Source organism: Knoellia locipacati, from assembly GCF_044791685.1.
Lineage (GTDB): Bacteria > Actinomycetota > Actinomycetes > Actinomycetales > Dermatophilaceae > Knoellia > Knoellia locipacati_A.
Window position 1 is genome coordinate 1859543 of record NZ_CP087730.1, and the last position, 19527, is coordinate 1879069.

Annotated in this window: 17 protein-coding genes; 11 read left to right on the forward strand and 6 right to left on the reverse strand. The window is 71.4% G+C overall.

Features of this window, described 5'->3' with window-relative positions:
- Window positions 1-17: 17 nt before the first annotated feature.
- On the forward strand, window positions 18-1310 hold the full coding sequence (locus tag LL946_RS08635; protein ID WP_404386621.1) for a glycosyltransferase 87 family protein: 1293 nt from the start codon (window positions 18-20) through the stop codon (window positions 1308-1310).
- A 15-nt stretch (window positions 1311-1325) separates the two neighbouring features.
- Here the strand turns inward: LL946_RS08635 and LL946_RS08640 are convergent, their stop codons facing one another.
- Window positions 1326-1943 carry a TMEM165/GDT1 family protein gene (locus LL946_RS08640; RefSeq protein ID WP_404386622.1) on the reverse strand — a complete coding sequence of 206 codons (618 nt, stop codon included), beginning with the start codon at window positions 1941-1943 and terminating at the stop codon, window positions 1326-1328.
- Window positions 1944-2045: 102 nt separating this feature from the next.
- Here LL946_RS08640 and LL946_RS08645 point away from each other — a divergent pair, with 102 nt between their 5' ends.
- Together LL946_RS08645 and pheA are read left to right on the forward strand one after the other, a co-directional pair.
- Window positions 2046-2462 carry a DUF4446 family protein gene (locus tag LL946_RS08645; RefSeq protein WP_404386623.1) on the forward strand — a complete coding sequence of 139 codons (417 nt, stop codon included), beginning with the start codon at window positions 2046-2048 and terminating at the stop codon, window positions 2460-2462.
- Window positions 2459-3391: a prephenate dehydratase gene (gene pheA / locus LL946_RS08650; RefSeq protein ID WP_404386624.1), complete on the forward strand. Its 933-nt coding sequence runs from the start codon at window positions 2459-2461 to the stop codon at window positions 3389-3391. The genes LL946_RS08645 and pheA overlap by 4 nt, the downstream gene beginning before the upstream one ends.
- A 36-nt stretch (window positions 3392-3427) precedes the next feature.
- Here pheA and LL946_RS08655 read toward each other — a convergent pair whose 3' ends face one another.
- Both LL946_RS08655 and LL946_RS08660 read right to left on the reverse strand, forming a co-directional pair.
- Window positions 3428-4435 (reverse strand): 1-acyl-sn-glycerol-3-phosphate acyltransferase, encoded by a 1008-nt coding sequence (locus LL946_RS08655; RefSeq protein ID WP_404386625.1) that lies wholly within the window; start codon window positions 4433-4435, stop codon window positions 3428-3430.
- Between the two features lie 18 nt (window positions 4436-4453).
- The gene (locus tag LL946_RS08660) at window positions 4454-5266 is read right to left on the reverse strand and encodes a patatin-like phospholipase family protein (protein ID WP_404386626.1); all 813 of its coding nucleotides are present in this window, start codon (window positions 5264-5266) and stop codon (window positions 4454-4456) included.
- A 77-nt stretch (window positions 5267-5343) separates the two neighbouring features.
- Between LL946_RS08660 and LL946_RS08665 the strand changes: the two genes are divergently transcribed.
- The 5 genes from LL946_RS08665 to LL946_RS08685 all read left to right on the forward strand — a co-directional run bounded on the left by LL946_RS08665 (window position 5344) and on the right by LL946_RS08685 (window position 14573).
- Window positions 5344-6738, forward strand: a complete 1395-nt coding sequence (locus tag LL946_RS08665) for an HAD-IB family hydrolase (RefSeq protein ID WP_404386627.1) — start codon at window positions 5344-5346, stop codon at window positions 6736-6738.
- A gap of 174 nt (window positions 6739-6912) precedes the next feature.
- Window positions 6913-10215, forward strand: coding sequence for an SNF2-related protein (locus LL946_RS08670; protein WP_404386628.1), 3303 nt, complete (start codon window positions 6913-6915; stop codon window positions 10213-10215).
- A 26-nt stretch (window positions 10216-10241) separates the two neighbouring features.
- Complete coding sequence (locus LL946_RS08675; RefSeq protein ID WP_404386629.1) at window positions 10242-11339, forward strand: esterase/lipase family protein; 1098 nt, start codon at window positions 10242-10244, stop codon at window positions 11337-11339.
- Window positions 11336-12820 carry a glucose-6-phosphate dehydrogenase gene (gene zwf, locus LL946_RS08680; RefSeq protein ID WP_404386630.1) on the forward strand — a complete coding sequence of 495 codons (1485 nt, stop codon included), beginning with the start codon at window positions 11336-11338 and terminating at the stop codon, window positions 12818-12820. The genes LL946_RS08675 and zwf overlap by 4 nt, the downstream gene beginning before the upstream one ends.
- Window positions 12821-12911: 91 nt before the next feature.
- Entirely contained in the window at window positions 12912-14573 is a 1662-nt protein-coding gene (locus tag LL946_RS08685; RefSeq protein ID WP_404386631.1) for an MFS transporter, read from the forward strand.
- A gap of 48 nt (window positions 14574-14621) precedes the next feature.
- Here LL946_RS08685 and LL946_RS08690 read toward each other — a convergent pair whose 3' ends face one another.
- Entirely contained in the window at window positions 14622-15824 is a 1203-nt protein-coding gene (locus tag LL946_RS08690; protein WP_404386632.1) for a diacylglycerol/lipid kinase family protein, read from the reverse strand.
- A 66-nt stretch (window positions 15825-15890) separates the two neighbouring features.
- Here LL946_RS08690 and LL946_RS08695 point away from each other — a divergent pair, with 66 nt between their 5' ends.
- On the forward strand, window positions 15891-16412 hold the full coding sequence (locus LL946_RS08695) for a DinB family protein (RefSeq protein ID WP_404386633.1): 522 nt from the start codon (window positions 15891-15893) through the stop codon (window positions 16410-16412).
- Window positions 16409-17737 carry a cation:proton antiporter gene (locus LL946_RS08700; protein ID WP_404386634.1) on the forward strand — a complete coding sequence of 443 codons (1329 nt, stop codon included), beginning with the start codon at window positions 16409-16411 and terminating at the stop codon, window positions 17735-17737. Before LL946_RS08695 ends, LL946_RS08700 begins: the two co-directional genes overlap by 4 nt.
- A 121-nt stretch (window positions 17738-17858) precedes the next feature.
- Here LL946_RS08700 and LL946_RS08705 read toward each other — a convergent pair whose 3' ends face one another.
- Window positions 17859-18323: a hypothetical protein gene (locus LL946_RS08705; RefSeq protein WP_404386635.1), complete on the reverse strand. Its 465-nt coding sequence runs from the start codon at window positions 18321-18323 to the stop codon at window positions 17859-17861.
- A 121-nt stretch (window positions 18324-18444) separates the two neighbouring features.
- Between LL946_RS08705 and LL946_RS08710 the strand changes: the two genes are divergently transcribed.
- Window positions 18445-18708: a hypothetical protein gene (locus LL946_RS08710; RefSeq protein ID WP_404386636.1), complete on the forward strand. Its 264-nt coding sequence runs from the start codon at window positions 18445-18447 to the stop codon at window positions 18706-18708.
- A gap of 121 nt (window positions 18709-18829) precedes the next feature.
- Here the strand turns inward: LL946_RS08710 and LL946_RS08715 are convergent, their stop codons facing one another.
- A complete protein-coding gene (locus LL946_RS08715) occupies window positions 18830-19444 on the reverse strand; it encodes a DUF4352 domain-containing protein (protein ID WP_404386637.1) in 615 nt (204 codons plus the stop codon).
- Window positions 19445-19527 lie beyond the last annotated feature (83 nt).

Genomic DNA, 19527 nt, shown 5'->3' on the forward strand with positions numbered 1-19527 from the left:
GAAGACAGAATGGTCCGGTGACCCCGACGCAGCCACGCCCCAGGCGATCGCTCCCCGCCCGCTGGCAGTGGCCGCTCGCCGTGGCGCTCATCGCCCTCGCGTCCGTGCCGGTGGTCCTGCGCTACCTCGTGTTCTGGCCGATGGACCAGTGGCAGGTCGACGTCGAGGTCTACCGCGAGGCCGGCGTCTCGATCCTCACCGGCCGCCCGATCTATGCCGCGATGACCGAGGCGCCGCAGCTGCTCCCCTTCACCTATCCGCCGTTCGCGGCTCTGCTGGCCATACCTCTCGCGTGGGTGCCGTTCGGCGTGGCCGGCTGGCTCTGGACCGCCGCCCAGGTCGCGGCCACGACCGCGATCGTCTGGTATGCCGGGTGGCGGCTCATCCATCGCGCCGGTCCCTGGGTGCCCCTCGCGCTCGCGGCGCTCGTCGCGCCGATGCTCTGGCTCCACCCGGTCTCGGACGGCATCCGCTTCGGGCAGGTCAACGCCTTCATGGTGCTCGCCTGCCTCATGGACCTGCGCCGGCCGCGTCCCGGCCTGCTGCGGCACGTTCCTGCGGGTGTGCTCGTCGGGCTGGCGATGTCGATCAAGCTCACGCCCGGGGTCTTCGTCATCCACTACCTCGTCAACCGCCGCTGGCGCGAGGCGGCGACCGCCGTCGGGACGGCCGTGGGCGTGACGCTCGGGTCGTGGGTGCTCCTGCCCGAGGCGTCGTTCGCGTTCTGGGGAGGGGCGCTGCAGGACCCTGCCCGGCTCGGGCCCAACTTCGGCACGTCGAACCAGTCGATGCGCGGGTTCCTGCTCCGGGTGGGTCCCGAGGGCTTCGTCGGGACGGCGATCTGGCTCGTGCTCGTCGCCGTGGTCGGGGTGTTCGGCTACCGGCTGGCGCGGCAGATGTGGCTGCGCGACGACTCGATCGGCGAGGTGGCCGTCGTCGGGCTGCTCGCCTGCCTGCTCTCGCCGGTGGCGTGGATCCACCACTTCCACTGGATCGTCGTCGTGGTGTTCGCGCTGCTGGGTGCGCGGCCCTGGGAAGGCTCCGTCGCCGGGGCGCCTTGGTGGCGTTCGAGGCGGCTCGTCGCCGGTGTCGTCGTCGGCGCGTGGTTCCTCATGCGGATGCCGTGGTGGGGGATCACCTGGCTCAACCACCCCGATTGGCCCGAGCTGCCGGGGCGCATCCTCCAGAACGCCGACGTGGCCGGTGGGCTGGTGGCGCTCGCCCTGCTGTGGTGGGTCAACCGCGACCCCGGCCCCCTTGCGTCCGCCACTTCGGGGGTCAGGGCGGCATCTCGGCGGACGCAAGCCTGAGGGGTGACTCCGGCGTCAGAAGACCCCGAGGATCTGCAGGACGCTGACCGTCGCGAGGACGAGGCAGACGACACCGCCGACGCGGCGGATCGTCGACAGCCGGATCCGCTGGAGCAGCGTGCGGCCCAGGAGCGCGGCGAGCCCGGACACCGCGGCCAGCGCGAGGAACGCGCCGATGAAGACCGACAGCGGGTCGTCGAAGCGCAGCACCATCGACGCCGTGAGGATCTGCGACAGGTCGCCCCACTCGGCGAGGAAGAGCACGGTGAAGGCGAAGGTCACGACCTTCCACCCGGCGAGCTGCCTGGCGGCGGACTTCGCGCCGAACTCCTCCTCGGTCTCGGCCTCCTCGGCGTCGGCCTTGGACGCCCCGCGCAGGAGGATGATGCCGCCGACGAGGAAGAGCAGCGCGGCGACGATCTCGATCGGGCGTTTGGGCAGCTGGGACAGCACTCCGCCGATGGCGACCGCGACGAGCGTCTGCACGAAGAAGGCGGCGACCACTCCGACCCACACGAGCAGCGGCCGGAACCGCGTCGACATCACGAGCGTCGCGATGAAGGTCTTGTCGGGGAGCTCGACGACGAAGATCGTGCCGAAGACGATGGCGATGGTGACGATGTCGATACCCATGGTGGGGCCAAGCCTAGGAGCCGGGGCGGCAACCGCCGGAGGCGAGTCCACGACTCGGTGGGGCACGCACCGGAGGTGGGCGGACGGCATACGCTGGCGGGCATGTTCGCGTCCGGCGTCGTCGAGGTGGTCCTCCTCCTCGTCCTCGTGCTGCTCCCGCTGGCCGCGCTCGTGGCGCTGGTCGTCGGGGTGCTGCGACTGCGTGCCCGGGTGCAGCAGCTCGAGCGGCAGCGGCCCGTCGGCGCCGGTGACCTCGCCGCCCTGCGGGCCGACATCGGGCAGGCCCTGCGGCACGTGGCGGTCGTCCGCTACGACGCGTTCGGTGACATGGGCGGGCGGCTGAGCTTCAGCGCGGCCATCGTCGACGACCGCGGCGACGGCGTCGTCCTCTCCTCGATCCACGCACGCGGCGAGTCCCGGACCTACGCCAAGGGCATCACCGGCGGCGGGTCCGACGCCACCCTCACCCCCGAGGAGCAGCAGGCCCTGAGCGCCGCACGGACGGGACAGCAGCGATGAGCGCGCCCACGCGCTACGGCTACCTGGGACCCGAGGGGACGTTCACCCAGATGGCCCTGCTGGCCTGGTCCGAGTCGCACGACGGTGAGCACCTTCCGTTCGGGTCGGTGGACTCCGCGCTGGATGCGTTGCGCCGCAGCGAGATCGACGCGGCGATGGTCCCGATCGAGAACTCCGTCGAGGGCGGCGTCTCCGCGACGCTCGACGCCCTGGCCAGTGGCGACCCGCTCGTCGTCATCGGCGAGGTGAACGTCCCGATCACGTTCGTGCTGGCGGCCCGCGCCGGTATGCCGCGTGCGCACATCCGTGCCGTCGGCACCCACTCGCACGCCTGGGCCCAGGTCCGCGGCTGGATGGATGCGAACCTCCCGGGCGCGGCATACGTCCCCACGCTGTCGACGGCGGCTGCCGCGGCGGGACTCGCGGGTGGTGTCGGGCAGGGCTACGACGCGGCGGTCTGCGCACCCGTCGCCGCCTCCAACCACGGGCTCGAGGTGCTCGCCTCCGACATCGGTGACCGCGCGGGCGCCGTGACCCGGTTCGTCCTCGTGTCGCGGCCCGGCTCGTTGCCCGAGCGCACCGGCGCCGACAAGACGACGGTCATGCTCTTCCAGCGCGACGACCGCGCCGGCGGGTTGCTCGAGCTGCTCGAGCAGTTCGCGGTGCGCGGCATCAACATGACCCGGCTCGAGTCCCGCCCGACCAAGGACTTCCTCGGGTCCTACTGCTTCTCCATCGACTTCGAGGGGCATGTCCTCGACGAGCGCGTCGGCGAGGCGCTCATGGGACTCAAGCGCGTGTGCGCCGAGGTGCGCTTCCTCGGGTCCTACCCGCGTGAGGACGGCGCGGCCGTCGAGGTGGCCCCGCTCACCGAGGACGCCGACTTCGCCGGTGCGCGCGACTGGCTGCGCTCCCTGCGCGGAACCTGAGCCTGCGACCTCCCAGCGGTCCCGCGTCCGGCGTGGTCACTGCTCGTATGCCGTGACCCACGCGTCGATCTCGGTCCAGCGCTCGTCGAGCCAGGCCTCGATGGCCGGGGCGTCGTCGGGCACGTCGCCCGCGGCATAGGTGTGGGTGCGCACCAGGAACGGGCGGTCGGTGAACGGGATCGCCTCCCACAGCTCCTTGGGTGAGCTGAGCCGTCCGAAGCCCGCGTGGCCGACGATCATGACGTCGGCGTCGGGCCGCTCGTCGAGCACCGCGACGACGCCCTTGGTCTTGGGCGGCAGGGTGTTCCAGAGCGAGAGGGCACGCCGGGCCCGCAACTCCTGTCCGGCGTCGCGGAGCCGGTCGATGAGCCGGCGCCTCCGGTCGGGGGAGAAGTTCTGGCCCTCCGGGAAGAGCAGCAGCACATCGTCGTGCTTGAGCCCGCGGGCCAGCTCGCGCACCCCCTCGACCCGGTCGTCACCGGCGCCCGTGCGCGACGGCACGAAGTAGGACCGCATCTGGGTGAGCAGAGTGTCGACCATCGGGTCCCACCGCAGTGCCTCTGCAAGAACGATCTTGGGCATCCGGCCCGCCGTGTGGCCGAGCAGCCACGCGAGGGCGACCGAGTCGCCGGGACCTGCGTGCCGTGCGAAGGCGACGAGCGGCGCACCCTCGTTGCCGAAGTGCATGCGCCCGTCGAGCTCGACCTCGAAGCCCACCCACCTCTTCGCGAGGATCATGGCCCGGTTGAGCCCCGCGAGGAACACCGCCTCGTGGTCGTCCTCCCACGTCGGGCCTGTGCCCTTGGGGTCCTTGAGCGAGAGCCGCCAGCACTCCATGAGCATCCGCACGTCGATCCACATGATCCCGACGCCGAGGCAGCTCACCCGGAAGAGCCGGGCCCGCTTGTCGACGAACGACGCGAACGCCCCGACGACCACCACCGGCGTCGCCAGCCCGGTCAGTGCCGCCGCTCCGACCGGCCACACGAAGGGGAGCACCCGTCGGGCGACCAGCGGCGGCTTGGGGATGCCCGCGAGACCCATGGGGGTGAGCGTATGGGGTCAGAGGGAGGAGAGGTATGCCGTCGACGCGGCATACGCCTGCTCGGCGCGTTCGGTGAGGCGCGCGGCCCGTCCGTAGGACAGGGCGACCGAGGGCGAGTCGGGCGCGCCGCTCGGGAGGACGTGGACCTCGACGCCCTCGGGGATCGACTCCATCTCGTGGACGTAGCGGTGCCGCCGGGAGATCTCGAACGCGACCACCCCCACTTCCCAGGGGCGCCGCGGCGGGGTGAGCGGCTGCTCGACCCGGCCGACCTGGAGCACGAAGATCCGGTCGGCGCCGAGGCTGACCGCCCGGCCCACCGGGATGGAGTGGACGAGCCCGCCGTCGAGGTAGTGCTGGCCGTCGATCTCGACCGCGGGGAAGAGCCCCGGCACCGAGCACGACGCGACGACCGGGTCGACGAGCTCGCCGGACGAGAACCACCTCGAGCCGGCCGTCTCGATGCACGCGGCGACGCACTGGAACGGCACCTCGAGCTCCTCGAAGGTGTCGACCGGCAGGTGGTCGTCGACGATCGAGCGCAGCGGGGCGCTGGAGAGCAGGTGGGTGCGGAAGCGGGCGATCCGGGCCGCCGAGCGCATCGGGTTCTCGAGGAAGATGCCACTCGCACCCACGGCCCGCCACGCGTCGGCGAGCGCGCGGATGCCGTCGACGGAGGGGTCGGCGGCGACGAAGGCCCCGTTGAGCGCGCCGATGCTCGTGCCGACGACGAGGTCCGGGCGCACCCCCCGCTCGGCGAGCGCGCGCAGCATCCCGAGCTGGGTCGTGCCGAGGACACCGCCCCCGCCGAGCACGTACGCCGTCGTCATGCCGGCCAGCCTATGCACCTGCCAGCGGACGCACCTGCCAGCGGATGCACCTGCAGCGGCGGCCATAGGCTGTGGCCATGTCCGGCGCCGCGTTCTTCGACCTCGACCGGACCCTGCTCCAAGGGGGCACGGGTCCGCACCTGACGCAGGCGATGGTCGACCTCGGCGTGGTGCCGCGATCCCTCCCCGGCCAGGGCCTGCTCTTCAAGGCGTTCGACCTCGTCGGGGAGAACCTCGCGTCGATCTTCCTCGCCCGTCAGGCGACGCTGGTCGCGAGGGGCAAGGACTCGCGCAGCTTCGACGCCGCGGCCACCAACGCCGCCGAGGTCATCGCCGAGCTCGTCCACCCGTTCGCGCTCGCGCTCATCGAGCAGCACAAGGCCGAGGGGCGCCCGGTGGTCATGGCGACGACGACGCCGGAGCACCTCATCAAGCCGCTCGCCGACCTGCTCGGCTTCGACCACGTCCTCGCGACCCGCTACGGCACCAAGGAGGACGGCCGCTTCGACGGCTCGATCCGCGGCCCGTTCGTCTGGTCGACGGGCAAGCTCACGGCCGTGAAGCACTTCGCGGCCCAGCACGACATCGACCTCGCCGACAGCTTCGCCTACTCGGACTCGATCTTCGACGTGCCGCTTCTCGAGGCGGTTGGCTCGCCCGCCGCGGTCAATCCGGACCCGCGACTGGCGATGTATGCCGTGGCTCGCCGGTGGCCGATCGTGCACTTCGACGTGTCGCCGGGAGTGTTCAAGATCCCCGTCGTCGGCATCGAGCTCCAGCGGTTCATCCTCGAGGGGCTGCGCTCGACGTTCTTCCCGTGCGCGAGGTTCGACATCGAGGGCATCGAGAACATCCCGCGCCACGGCCCGGTCATCCTCGTCGGCAACCACCGCAGCTACTTCGACGTCGTCGCCATGGCCAACGTCGTGCGCCGGTCGGGTCGCACGGCCAGGGTGCTCGGCAAGAAGGAGCTCTTCGACGTCCCGGTCCTCGGCTCGTTCATCTCGGCGGCCGGAGGGATCCGGGTCGACCGGGCCGAGGGCGGCGCCCTCTCCTACGACATGGCAGCGCTCGCGCTCGAGGGCGGCGAGATGGTCGGGCTGCTGCCCGAGGGGACGATCCCGCGCGGCGAGAAGTTCTTCGACCCGGTGCTCAAGGGCAAGACCGGGGCTGCCCGGCTCGCGGCGGCCAGCCGGGCGCCGGTGGTGCCGGTCGGCATGTGGGGGACCGAGAAGGTGTGGCCGCGTTCGTCGAAGCTGCCGAACCTGCTCAACCTGTCGAACCCTCCGACCGTGCGGATCCGGGTGGGTCCTCCGGTGGAGCTGAACTACCGCTCGCCGGCCGCCGACACGAAGCGGATCATGGCCGCGATCAGCGACCTGCTCCCGCCCGAGGCCCGCGAGGCACGGGTGCCCACCAAGGACGAGCTGCGCACGACCTACCCCGACGGGCGCATCCCCGGCGACGAGTGACGCCTGCGGACGCAAGGGCAGGTGAGCGGGCGGCATACGCAATGTCCACCGGGGTGACGGTGGGGGCACCACAGTGGCGGACGCACGGGCAGCCTGTGGATGACGGTTCCGGGGTGTCGGCAGGACGGCATACGGTGGACGTCGGCTGCGCGGACGAAGGAGGTGGGCCCGGCTGTGGAGCGAGAGGCAGACACCCTGGCCGAGGTCTCGGACCGCGAGCTCTCCGGCGCCTTCGACGCGGGGACCCTGGTCCGGGCCGGTGACTACGCCCGCGCCGGGCGCGTGACGAGCATCGTCGTCGCCGACGGGGGGACCCGGGCGGCCGCGAGGGTCATCGGCAGCGGACCGGCGATCTACCGCACCGAGGTCTCGCTCGCGCACGACACCCACGGGCCGTTCCTCGACAGCGACTGCACCTGCCCCGTGGGCGTGGCATGCAAGCACGCGGCGGCCCTCGTCATCGCCCTGCGCACCCAGCGGCCGTGGCGCTCCGACGTCGGCTCGGGCGAACCCTCGCGCGGCACGTCCTGGCGCGACGCCCTCGACGAGCTCCTCGACGTCGTCGAGCCCGAGCCCGAGTCCGGGACGGTCGGTCTGCTCCTCGACGTCGAGACCCCGCGAGGTCGGCCCAACCCGTGGCAGCCGGACTCCGACACCGTGCGGATCCAGCTGCGACCGGTGGTGCCGGGTGCCGTGCCCGGTCGCTGGATCAAGACCGGTATCTCGTGGGAGGCCGTGGCCGGCGGCTACTACTCCTCCTACGCGTTCCGGCTCGACGGTCCGCCGCTCGACGCGCTCACGGCGATCGCCGACGCCCACCGCCGCGGCACGCGGATGGCGTCCTACGGGCGGATGCCGGCCTCCATCCCGCTCAGCCAGCTGGGACGCGGGTGGGTCGACCTGCTCGTCCGGGCGCGTGACGCCGGGGTCGTCCTCGTCCCGCACGCCACCGCCGGCGGCGAGGTCCACCTCGTCGACGACGAGGGGCACTTCGTGCTCGACCTGTCGCCGGAGGACGACGGTGGGGTGCGTGCGGTCCCCAGCCTCGACCTCCCCGACGGAGAGGGAGAGGTGGTGGTCGTCGGCGACCCGCCCACCGGCTGGTTCCGGCAGGAGGGGCGCGACCTGCGGCTCGGCGGGTTCGGAGCCGACGTCGACCTCGCGGCGGCGCGCGTCGTCGAGCGCGGGCCGTTCAGCATCCCGCGTGAGGACTGGTCGACCTTCGCCATCGAGAAGCTCCCCGTCCTTCGTCGTCGCGCCACGGTGCGCACCCACGACGGGCTGGCCCTGCCCGAGGTGGCCCCGGCGCGGCTCCACCTGTCGGTCCGCTTCGGTGCCCACCACCGCGCCAGGCTCGCGTGGTCGTTCCACTACGGACCCATCGAGGCGCCGGTCCGCGTGCCGATCACGCGCGAGCACGTGACCTTCCGCGACCCCGAGGCGTTCCGTGACCCCGCCCGCGAGGCCGAGCTGCTCGATCTCGCACCCGCCCGCCAGGACCTCCCCGCCCTCTGGGACCTCACCCGCCTCGGCTGGCGGTTGCGCGACGAGGTCACGCTGAGCGACTTCGACACCGTCGCCCTCGCCGAGCTGCTGCCCCGTCTCGAGGCCCACGACGAGGTGGAGGTCGACGTCATCGGGGAGCGGGCGGCATACGCCGAGGTGACGGAGGCTCCGCGGATCGCGGTCGGAACGACGCAGTCGAGCGAGGGCAACGACTGGTTCGACCTGAGGATCACCGTGACCGTCGGCAGCCACGAGGTGCCGCTGGCCGATCTCGTCACCGCGCTCGCCCGCGACGAGGAGCGGATGCTCCTGCCCGACGGTGCGTGGTTCAGCCTCGACCACCCCGAGCTGCACCGCCTGCGCTCGCTCGTCGAGGAGGCACGGGCGCTGCAGGACAAGGCCTCCGACCCGTTGCGCCTCTCCGTCCTGCATGCCGGGTTGTGGGACGAGCTCGTCGAGATCGGCGTCGTCGAGGAGCAGTCGACCCGCTGGCGGCAGTCGGTCGACGCGCTGCTCGGCATCGACACCGAGCACACGCCGCCGCCGGCCGAGGTCCCGACCACGCTCAAGGCGACGCTGCGCCCCTACCAGGAGGAGGGCTTCCGGTGGCTCTCGCTCCTCTGGGACCTCGGGCTGGGTGGGGTCCTCGCCGACGACATGGGGCTCGGCAAGACCGTGCAGGTCATCGCCACTGCGCTGCGGGCCAAGGAGCGGGGCGAGCTCGCCGACCCGATGCTCATCGTCGCGCCCACGTCGGTGCTCGGCACGTGGGTCGACGAGGTCGCGAAGTTCGCCCCCGACCTCACCATCGCCGTCCTCGACCGCACCCGCGCCAAGGCCAGGGTGCCCATGGCCGAGGCGATCGCGGGCGCCGACCTCGTCGTGACGACGTATGCCGTGGGGCGGATCGACGCCGAGGCGTTCCGGTCCGTGAGGTGGTCGGCGGCCGTGCTCGACGAGGCGCAGTTCGTCAAGAACCACCAGGCGAAGACGTATGCCGCGATGCGCCGGCTCCCGGCGCGCGTCACCTTCGCCCTGACCGGGACGCCGCTCGAGAACTCGCTCATGGACCTCTGGTCGCTGCTCTCGATCGTCGCGCCGGGGCTGCACCCGCGCCCGCAGGTGTTCCGCGACCAGTGGGCCAAGCCGATCGAGGCGGGGACGTCGCCCGAGGTGCTCACCACCCTGCGCCGGCGGATCCGTCCGCTCCTGCTGCGCCGCACCAAGGAGGCCGTCGCCGCCGATCTGCCGCCCAAGCAGGAGCAGGTCCTCCACGTCGCGCTGCACCCCAAGCACCGGGCGATCTACGACCGGCACCTGGCTCGCGAGCGCCAGCGGCTGCTCGGCCTCATCGACGACCTCGACGGCAACCGCATCGCCATCCTTCGCGCCCTCACCGTGCTGCGCCAGATGGCCCTCGATCCGACGCTCGTCGATGCCGAGGCCTACGGCGGGGCCGCTCCCAGCGCCAAGGTCGAGGCGCTCATCGAGCAGGTCGCCGAGCTCGCCGCCGAGGGGCACCGGGCGCTCGTCTTCAGCCAGTTCACCGGCTTCCTCGCCCTCGTGCGCGCCCGGCTCGAGGAGGAGGGCATCGCCCACGCCTACCTCGACGGGTCGACTCGCGACCGGGCCGAGGTCGTGCGCGACTTCCGTGAGGGTGACGCGCCGGTCTTCCTCATCTCGCTCAAGGCCGGCGGGTTCGGCCTCACCCTCACCGAGGCCGACTACGTCTTCGTGCTCGACCCCTGGTGGAACCCGGCCGCCGAGAACCAGGCGATCGACCGGGCCCACCGCATCGGCCAGACGAAGTCGGTCAACGTCTACCGGCTCGTCTCGAGCGACACCATCGAGGAGAAGGTCGTCGCCCTCCAGGGCAAGAAGCGCGACCTCTTCGCCCGGGTCGTCGACGACGGCAACCTCCTGTCGAGCGCCCTCACGGCCGAGGACCTGCGCGGACTGCTCGAACGCTGAAGCCCGACGCGTGCGAGTCTTTGGACATGAGTGACACTCCGGAACCCGGCGCTGAGGAGCCCGGCGACGAGGAGCCCGGCGCTGAGGAGCCCGGCGGGGACGAGCACGAGCCGACCCGGGTCGAGCAGGCGCTCACCCGCGGCGTGCGCCGGGTCGCAGGTGTCGCCGACGACCTCGTCCACCACCCGGCGCCCAACGGTGCCAGGGCATTCGTCAACGCCTTCGTCGGTGACCGGCTGCACGGGTCGGGCTCGCCGCTGTCGCACACGATGGGCGTGCGGCGCCGCGGCCGGTCGGTGCCGCTCACCGGCGCCGGGCTGGCCGACGCCTACCCCGACGCGACCGGCGACATCGTCGTCCTCGTCCACGGCATGCTGCTGACGGAGACGGCGTGGGTGGCCGGCGGCTACGGCCCACGCCTGCGCGACGACCTCGGCTTCACCCCGGTGACGGTCCGCTACAACACCGGGCTGCGCATCTCGGCCAACGGCCACGACCTCGACCGGGTCCTCACCGCCCTCTCCGCGCACTGGCCAGTGCCGGTGCGACGGATCGCCCTGATCGGCCACTCCATGGGCGGTCTCGTCATCCACAGCGCGCTCGCGCAGGCCGACGTCGAGGCCGACTGGATCCCGCTCGTGAGCGACACGGTCACGCTCGGCTCACCCCACCTGGGCGCGCCCCTCGAGCGAGGCGTCAACCACGTCGCCCGTGCTGCCGACACCCTGCGCCACGCGCGGCCGGTCGCCCGGCTCCTCCGGGTCCGCAGCGTCGGCATCCAGGACCTGCGCCACGGCAACATCCTCGACGAGGAGTGGGACGGGTTCGAACCCGGCGACCACCGGAGGCGACGCGTCGACGTCCCGCTGCACCCCGGCATACGGCATCTCGCAGTGGTCGGCCTGCTCGGCAAGCGGATCGACGGCCGGGTGGCCCAGCTCTTCGGCGACGGCATCGTCACCGCGTCGAGCGCGCGCGGCTCGGGACGGCACTCACCCGAGCGGCGCCGCTTCCCGGCGGAGGACGTCGTCGTGCTCCCGGGGGTCAGCCACCTCGCGCTCGTCCACGACCAGTCGGTGTATGCCGCGATCCGCGAGCGTCTCGGTGCCAGAGTGGACCCATGAGCGAGCCGACGACTGCACCGACGACCGTCATCCTCTTCGGTGCGACGGGGGACCTGGCCAAGCGCAAGCTCATCCCCGGTCTGCTCCACCTGTTCCAGTCCAAGCTCCTCGACGACCTGCGCGTCGTCGGGACCTCGCTCGACGAGATCACCGTCGACGCCTTCCGCGACCTCGCCCACGAGGCGATCAAGGAGTTCTCGACGCGAGAGCTCGACGAGGCCGAGTGGCAACAGTTCGCGGTGCGTCTCGACTACGTGCCGCTGTCCGCGGGTCCTCAGGCGCTCGGGGAGGCGGTGCGGGCCGCCGAGTCGCAGCTGCCCGGCGAGACCGAGCTGCGGCTGCACTACCTCTCGGTGCCACCCAAGGCCGCGCTGTCGGCGATCCGGACCATCGCCGAGGCCGGTCTGGTCGACCGCAGCCGGGTCGTCATGGAGAAGCCGTTCGGCACCGACTACGCCTCCGCCGTCGAGCTCAACCGGCAGGTGCACGAGGTGTTCGCGGAGGAGCAGGTCTTCCGGATCGACCACTTCCTGGGCAAGGAGCCGGCCCAGAACATCCTCGCGTTCCGCTTCGCGAACGGGCTCTTCGAGCCGATCTGGCACCGCAACTCCATCGCCCACGTGCAGATCGACGTGCCGGAGACGCTGGGGCTGGCCACCCGAGGCGACTTCTACGAGGCCACCGGCGCCTACCGCGACATGGTCGTCACCCACCTCTTCCAGATCCTCGCGTTCACGGCGATGGAGCCGCCGACCTCGCTCGAGCCCGACGCCATCAGCCGCGAGAAGAACAAGGTCTTCCGGTCGATGCTGCCGATCAGGCCGAACGACGTGGTGCGCGGCCAGTACATCGGCTACCTCGACGAGCCCGGCGTCGCGCACGACTCGGACACCGAGACCTTCATCGCGCTCACCTGCTACATCGACAACTGGCGCTGGGCCGGTGTCCCGTTCTACCTGCGCACCGGCAAGCGGATGGCCGAGGGCGCGCGGATCATCTCGATCGCCTTCCGCGAGCCCCCGCAGTCGATGTTCCCGCCCGGCTCCGGCGTCGGCGACCACGGCCCGGACCACCTCACCTTCGACCTCGCCGACAAGGCCCGGATGTCGCTGTCCTTCTATGGCAAGCGTCCGGGGCCGGGCATGAAGCTCGACAAGCTCTCGATGCAGTTCGCCATGCAGGAGACGCACTGGGCGGGTGCCGTGCTCGAGGCCTACGAGCGGCTCATCTACGACGCCGTGCGCGGCGACCACACCCTCTTCACGTCGGCCGAGGGCATTGAGCGGCTCTGGGAGGTCAGCCAGCCGCTGCTCGACAACCCTCCGGTCGTGCGGCCCTATGCCATCGGCACGTACGGCCCGAACCAGATCCACCAGCTCGTCGCACCGCACACGTGGCGGCTGCCGTTCGAGCGCAAGTGGCGCGACAAGAACCCGGACCCGGGGCCGCAGTCGCCGATCGAGGGCGGCGCCCGGCACTGACGCGTGCCCGGTCGGCCGGCGCCAGAGCTCGCCACTGACCACTCCCTGTGGGTCTGGTCGTCGGGTCACCGCCGAACCTAGGGTCGGGCGCATGACGCCTGACGGCAGCAGCCGGCTCCGCCATGCCGCGGCCGCCTTCACGAGCAACGCCCGGAACCAGAACCTGCGCCGCGCACAGCTGAGCTTCCTCGGTGCCTGGACGGCCGAGTGGGCCTTCACGGTGGCCCTCGGCATCGTCGCCTACCGCGACGGCGGGGCGGCGGCAGTCGGGCTCGTGGGCCTGCTGCGCATGGTCCCCTCGGCGGTGCTCGCCCCGATGCTGTCGCCGCTGGTGGACCGCGGTCGTCGCGAACGCGTGCTCGTCGTCGTGTCGACGTTGCGTGGGCTGGCCACGGCCGCCGCCGCGGTCGTCGTCACGCTGGACGCGTCGGTGGTGCTCGTCTACGCCGCTGCCGTCCTGTCGACGATCGCCGCCACGCTCTACCGGCCGGCGCACTCGGCGCTGCTGCCCTCGCTCTGCCGCACCGGACACGAGCTCGCGAGCGCCAACGTCGTCCGTGGCCTGCTCGACTCGGTGGCGACGCTGGTCGGACCGCTCGTGGCGACGGTACTGCTCGGATTCGCCGGGGTCGACCTGGTCTTCGCGGTGGCCGCACTGGCGTCGTTCTGGTCGGCGGCGCTCATGGTCGGGCTGCGCTACGACGCACCACCGCGACCCGCCGCGACCCGCCCGAACCTCGTCGCCGAGGCCCTCGACGGGGTTCGTGCCGTGGCCCGTCACCGTGGACTCTCGTTGGTGCTCGGCCTGGCGGCGGCGCAGGCGCTGACCCGTGGCGCGCTCACCGTCCTGTCCGTCGTCGTGGCGATCGAGCTGCTCGGCACGGGGGAGCCGGGGGTGGGTGCGCTCATGACCGCCGTCGGGGTGGGGGCCGTCCTCGGGTCGCTGGCCGCGTCCTTCCTCGTGGGGACGGGTCGGCTCGGCGCCTGGTTCGCCCTCGGGGTCGCCCTCTGGGGCCTGCCGCTGGCGCTGGTGGGGGCCTTCCCGCAGGAGGCCGCGGCGCTGGTGCTCGTCGCGTTCATCGGGGTGGGCAACGCGCTCATCGACGTCGCCGGCTTCACCCTCATCGGCCGGATGGCTGCCGACGAGGTGCTGGGCCGGGTGTTCGGGGTGCTCGAGAGCGTCGTGACCGTCTTCATCGGGCTCGGGGCCATGTCGGCGTCACTGCTCATCGGGTGGTTCGACGTGCGCACCGCGCTCGTCGTGACGGGTCTGCTCTGTCCGGTGCTGGCCATCGCGTCGTGGCGGTCGCTGCGTGGGCTCGACCGGTCGGTCCACATGCTCGACGACGACGTCGCTCTGCTCCAGGGCGTGCCGATGCTCGCGCCGCTGCCGCTCCCGGCGGTCGAACGGCTGGCGCGAGGTCTCCGGACCGTGACCGTGGAGAGTGGCGCCGCCGTGTTCCGGCAGGGTGACGAGGGCGACGACTACTTCGTCGTCGGGTCCGGGGAGGTCGACGTCGTGGGTGACGGGCAGCTCGTCACCACGCTCGGGTCCGGGGAGGGGTTCGGCGAGATCGCCCTGCTCCGACGCACCCCGCGCACGGCGACAGCGCTCGCTCGCAGCGACCTCACCCTGCGCGCCCTCGCGTCCGAGCGCTTCCTGCCCGTGGTCCTGGGCTATACCCCGAGCACCCGGCAGGCCGAGGAGGACATGGCCGGCCTGCTCGAGCGGTTCGACCCGGAGAGCGCCTGAGCGCCTGAGCGCTTGAGAACCCGCGCGCCTGACGTCGTCGCCCGTCGGTCAGACGTAGCGGCCGAGCTGGTCGGCCGCCACCACACCACTCGTGCGCACGATGAGCGACTTCGGCCGGACCTCGAAGCGCACCCGGCGGGCCTCGCCGATGACGTCGCCGTCGATCTCCACCAACTGCGGTGCGTCGAGGGAGACGAGGATCGACTGGCAGCGGTAGCGGTCGAGCTTGGGGTGGTTCTGCCCGCGCTTGGCGAGCACGTGGACGGCCACACCGGCCCAGCCGACGATCCCCTTGGGGGTGATCGCGACGACGTCGAGGATGCCGTCGTCGACCTCGGCGTCGGGCATGAGGGTGATGCCGCCGGTGAGGCGCCCACAGTTGCCGACGACGATGGTGCGGGCGGTGTGCGCGATCGGGTCCCCGCCGTCGATCCGCAGGCGGGTGGCGAACCGGGCGCCGAGGAGGTTCCTGGCACCCGTGGCGACGTAGGCGCCCCAGCCCATCCGGGCCTTGGCCTCCTCGGTCGTCGAGTGCATGATGCTCGCGTCGAGGCCGAGGCCGGCCATGACGAGGAAGGCGTGCTGGTTCGGCGCCGGGTCGGAGCCGTGGGTGTCGTCCGCGCCGACGTCGGGCTCGGTGGGGCCGTCGCGGTCGGGGTCGAGCTCGGCGGTCGAGGCCTGCTCGGGGTCGGGGTCCATCGTCAGCCAGCCGACGTCGATGTGCCGGTTGCGGCCGGTGAGCGCGACCTCGATGCCCGTGGGGACGTCGAGCGGGAGTCCGAGGTTGCGACCCATGAGGTTGCCGGTGCCCGCTGCGATGAGGCCCATCGGGGTCGAGGTACCGGTGAGGACGTGCGCGACGGCGCGGGCGGTGCCGTCGCCACCGATGGCGCAGACGAGGTCGACCCCGTCGGCCAGCGCGGCCCGGGCCTGCCCGAAGCCGGGGTCCTCGAGCGTCGTCTCGCTGATGATCGGCTCGTCCCACTCCGGGTGGGCGAGGACCGACTCCCGCACGAGGGCGTGGGCAGCCGGGACGTCGACGAACTTCGTCGGGTTGAGGATGACGGCGACCCGCTTCTTGGGCGGCTCCGGAGCGTCCTCCTGGCCCTGGCGGAACGACGAGCGCGCCGGGCGCTTCGGCGAGGCGTGCCGTCCGCGCGAGCGGCCCCACCCGGTCGCCACCGCGACAGAGATGCCGATGACCAGCAGGAGTCCGAGGATCGCTGCGATCACGGGAAGGGTGTCGGTCACGACAGGGACCGTACCCCAACGTCGAAGGCCCCCACGCCCGGTGCGCAGCCCGCCTACCCTGTGGTCATGAGCGAGATCGTCCCTGACGACAAGGACTGGACCTGGACGCTCGAGCGAGCGTGCCCGGACTGCGGCTTCGACGCCCCGAGCGTCGGCGCGGACGAGGTCGCGGGTCTCGTCACGGCATACACGCAGCCGTGGAGCCAGGTGCTCGCCCGACCGGACGCGGCGACGCGACCGGACCCGACGACCTGGTCCCCGCTCGAGTACGCCTGCCACGTCCGCGACGTGTGCGACCTCTTCGCAGCGCGCGTCCGGCTCATGCTCGACGAGGACGGCGCGCGCTTCGCCAACTGGGACCAGGACGTCACCGCGGTCGAGAGCCGGTATGCCGAGCAGTCGCCCTCCGTGGTCGCGACCGAGATCCCGGTCGCTGCCGCCCGCCTGAGCGAGGTGTATGCCGGCCTGTCCGGTCCGCAGTGGGACCGGCGGGGCGTGCGGTCCAACGGCTCGGAGTTCACCGTGCTGTCGCTCGGCCGCTACGCCCTGCACGACCTCGCCCACCACCTCTGGGACGTCAGGGAGTGAAACCGGCCTGGATCTACCTCGCCCTGGGACTGGCCCTCTTCCTCGCTGTCACCCTGCCCCCGCTGCTCGACCGGTGGCGGGTCAACGCGCCGATGGTCCTCGTGTCGCTGGGCCTGCTACTGGGCCTGCTCCCCGGCTTCCGCGACCTCGACCTCGACCCGGTCGCGCACGGTGATGCGGTCACGCACATCGCCGAGTTCACGGTGCTCGTCTCCCTCATGGGCGTCGGGCTGGCCATCGATCGCCCGCTGAGCTTCCGTGACCGGGGCTCCTGGCGGTCGTGGTCGCCGGCGTGGAGGCTGCTCGGGATCGCGATGCCGCTCTGCATCGGTGCCGTCGCGGCGCTGGCCTGGGGGGCCTTCGGGGTGGCCGCGCCCGCGGCCCTGCTCCTGGGCGCCGCGCTGGCGCCCACCGACCCCGTGCTCGCCTCGGACGTGCAGGTCGGCGGGCCCAACGAGAACACGGCCGAGCCGGATGCCGAGGCGAACGAGGTCGACGAGGAGGACGAGGTCCGGTTCGCCCTCACGAGCGAGGCGGGGCTCAACGACGGGCTCGCCTTCCCCTTCGTCCACGCCGCGATCATGCTGGCGGGCGTCGGCGCCGTGTCCGAGTGGGGCGCCGGGTGGGTCGCGTGGGAGCTGCTCGGCAAGACCGTCATCGGGGTCGCCGTCGGCGTGGCCCTCGGCTGGGGCGTCGCGCGGCTGGCCTTCACGTCCCGCGCGGAGGAGATCCGCTTCGCCGCAACCGGGGAGCCGCTCGTGGCGATCGCTGCGCTGCTCGCGGGCTACGGGGTGGCCGAGGTGTGCGGCGGCTACGGGTTCCTCGCCGTCTTCACGTGCGCCATGGCCATCCGCAGCTTCGAGCGCAAGAGCTCCTACCACCACGACATGCACGAGGTCATCGAGCGGCTCGAGCGCCTGCTCACGCTCATCGTCCTCCTCCTGCTCGGTATGGCCCTCACCAACGGACTCCTCGCGCACCTCGACTGGCAGGGCGTCGTCCTCGCACTGGCCCTGCTCCTCGTCATCCGTCCCCTCGCCGGGCTCGCCTCATTCGTCGGCCACCGACGCTCCCGCGGGCTCGCCGGCTTCGACGCCCGCGAGCGACTCGTGGCCGCCTTCTTCGGCGTGCGCGGCGTCGGCTCGATCTTCTACATCGGGTATGCCGTGACGCACGCGGACTTCCCCGAGGCCCGGTGGCTGTGGTCGGTGATCGCGTTCACCGTCGTGGTGTCCGTCTACCTGCACGGGTTCACGGCGCCGTGGGCGATGGCGTGGCAGGAGCGCGGGGAGCAGTCGAAGGCTCGAGCTGCAGCCCGCTCCTAGCGGCACCTGCGCAGGCTCGCCCTGTGTCCAGCAGAACGAGGGCGAGAGCCCGCGTTCGACCGGACTCCAGATTGCGGAGGCACGGCGCCTTCCAACTCGCCAGATCCCCTGGCTTCGCTGCCTAGTTTCGACCGTCGCCGTTGAGTCGGGTGCTGGTCTTCCTCTCTGGCACACGGATGAGATCTACATCGATGCCATCGCGACGGGGCACGTAGTGCCAACCGTCCACCGTGTCTGGGTCGTAGTGGACGACGGCGTCAGCCTCCGCCAGGTTGATATGCCACATGGCAAGCCGCTGCTCGTCGACCGAGCGGAGGGTGAGGCCCGCACGAATGCGGGCCTCTACGCGGAGCATCGCGAGGGGGTAGGCCCATCGGTGCTCCGGTCGCACGGCCCACGGGATCAGGTCGTCGTTACGGGCGATTCGTCGAGTGAGGCCCTTGCGCCGCCGAAAGTTGCTCCAGAGCGACGGAACCGTGTCGATGTTGTACTTGCGTCGATACTCGTCTGTCATCCACTGATAGGTCTTGCCTTCCTGTATCCACCGAACAACTTCAGCCTCGTCCTGAATCTTCGTGGCCGCCATGGATGCAATTCCTGTCAGGTCGAATGGGGAATGTTAGTGACGCGCGCCGACTTTAGACGGCCGGTCAAGGAGGCGGTTCACCGCTCGCATACGATCTCGTCGAACTCACGGAGGAAACAAGGTGGCGAAGATCAGCCTGACAGTCTGCGATGTGGACCAGGACCGTTCCAAGAGTGCGCGCAGCTATCACCTCACGGTCGAAGGCAGGTCCTACAGCGCTGACCTGTGTGACGAACACGCGGCTCCGCTGTTCAGGCTCATGTCTTTGTCGATCCCCCCGCGCGCCCGGAAGGTGGACGGCCGTAATCGAGGAATCGCCACCAAGATCAGGACGATGGACGAGATCGAGGCCGAGAAGCGCAACCGCCGGGACACGCGTGGGTGAACGCGTGGGCAGGTGAAGAGGCCGGGCAGCCAACGTCCCAAGGCGACTGGTTATCGTGGCTCACCTTCCGACTGAGCGCGGTATGAACGCCGCGTCCTTCAGGACTCAGACGTGGTATCTGTTACTTCCACATGAAGAGGTCGTCGCCGCCGAAGCTGTCGGTGAGCATGATGATGGCGAACGGACCCTTGGGTGCTTCGAAGGTGAGCGTCGACGAGTAGGTCGAGCCGGGGCGCATCGTCTGCGAGTACTCCATGGCGTTGTCGGGGGTGTAGTCACTCGCCGCACCGTCATTCGGCTCCAGCCGGGTGCCGTCGGCGAACTCCACCACGAACTGGCTCGAGCTGACCTCGATGGGCGCCGAAGAGGTGTTCTTGATGACGACCTTGGTGGTCACGACCCGATCTCCCGTCTTGGGCTTCTCGCAGCCCAGGGACGAGTACTGACACTTGGCCTTGCCCGGTGCGGCCACGTTCACCGTGAACGAGTTGGTGTCGTCCTGAGTGAAGGATCCGGTCTCGCCGAACTGCGCCTGGCCGAGAGTGGGGGTCGGCGTTGGGGTCTCGACGACCGGGTCGTCGGTGGGCGTCGCCTCATCCGGCGGGGGCCAGTTGCGGCTCTCGCTGACCGTCGGCGACGCAGCTCCGGGCTCGGCAACTTGGTTCTTCTCGGCGCATCCGGCCGAGATCAATGCGACGACGGCGAGTGCGGCTGCAGTCCTGAGGTGGTGGTTCATGCGCTCTCCTTGTGTGCGGTTGGGGTGTCAGATGTCGCGGATGACGACGTGGTGGAGACGAAGCCACTCCTGCATGGAGTCGC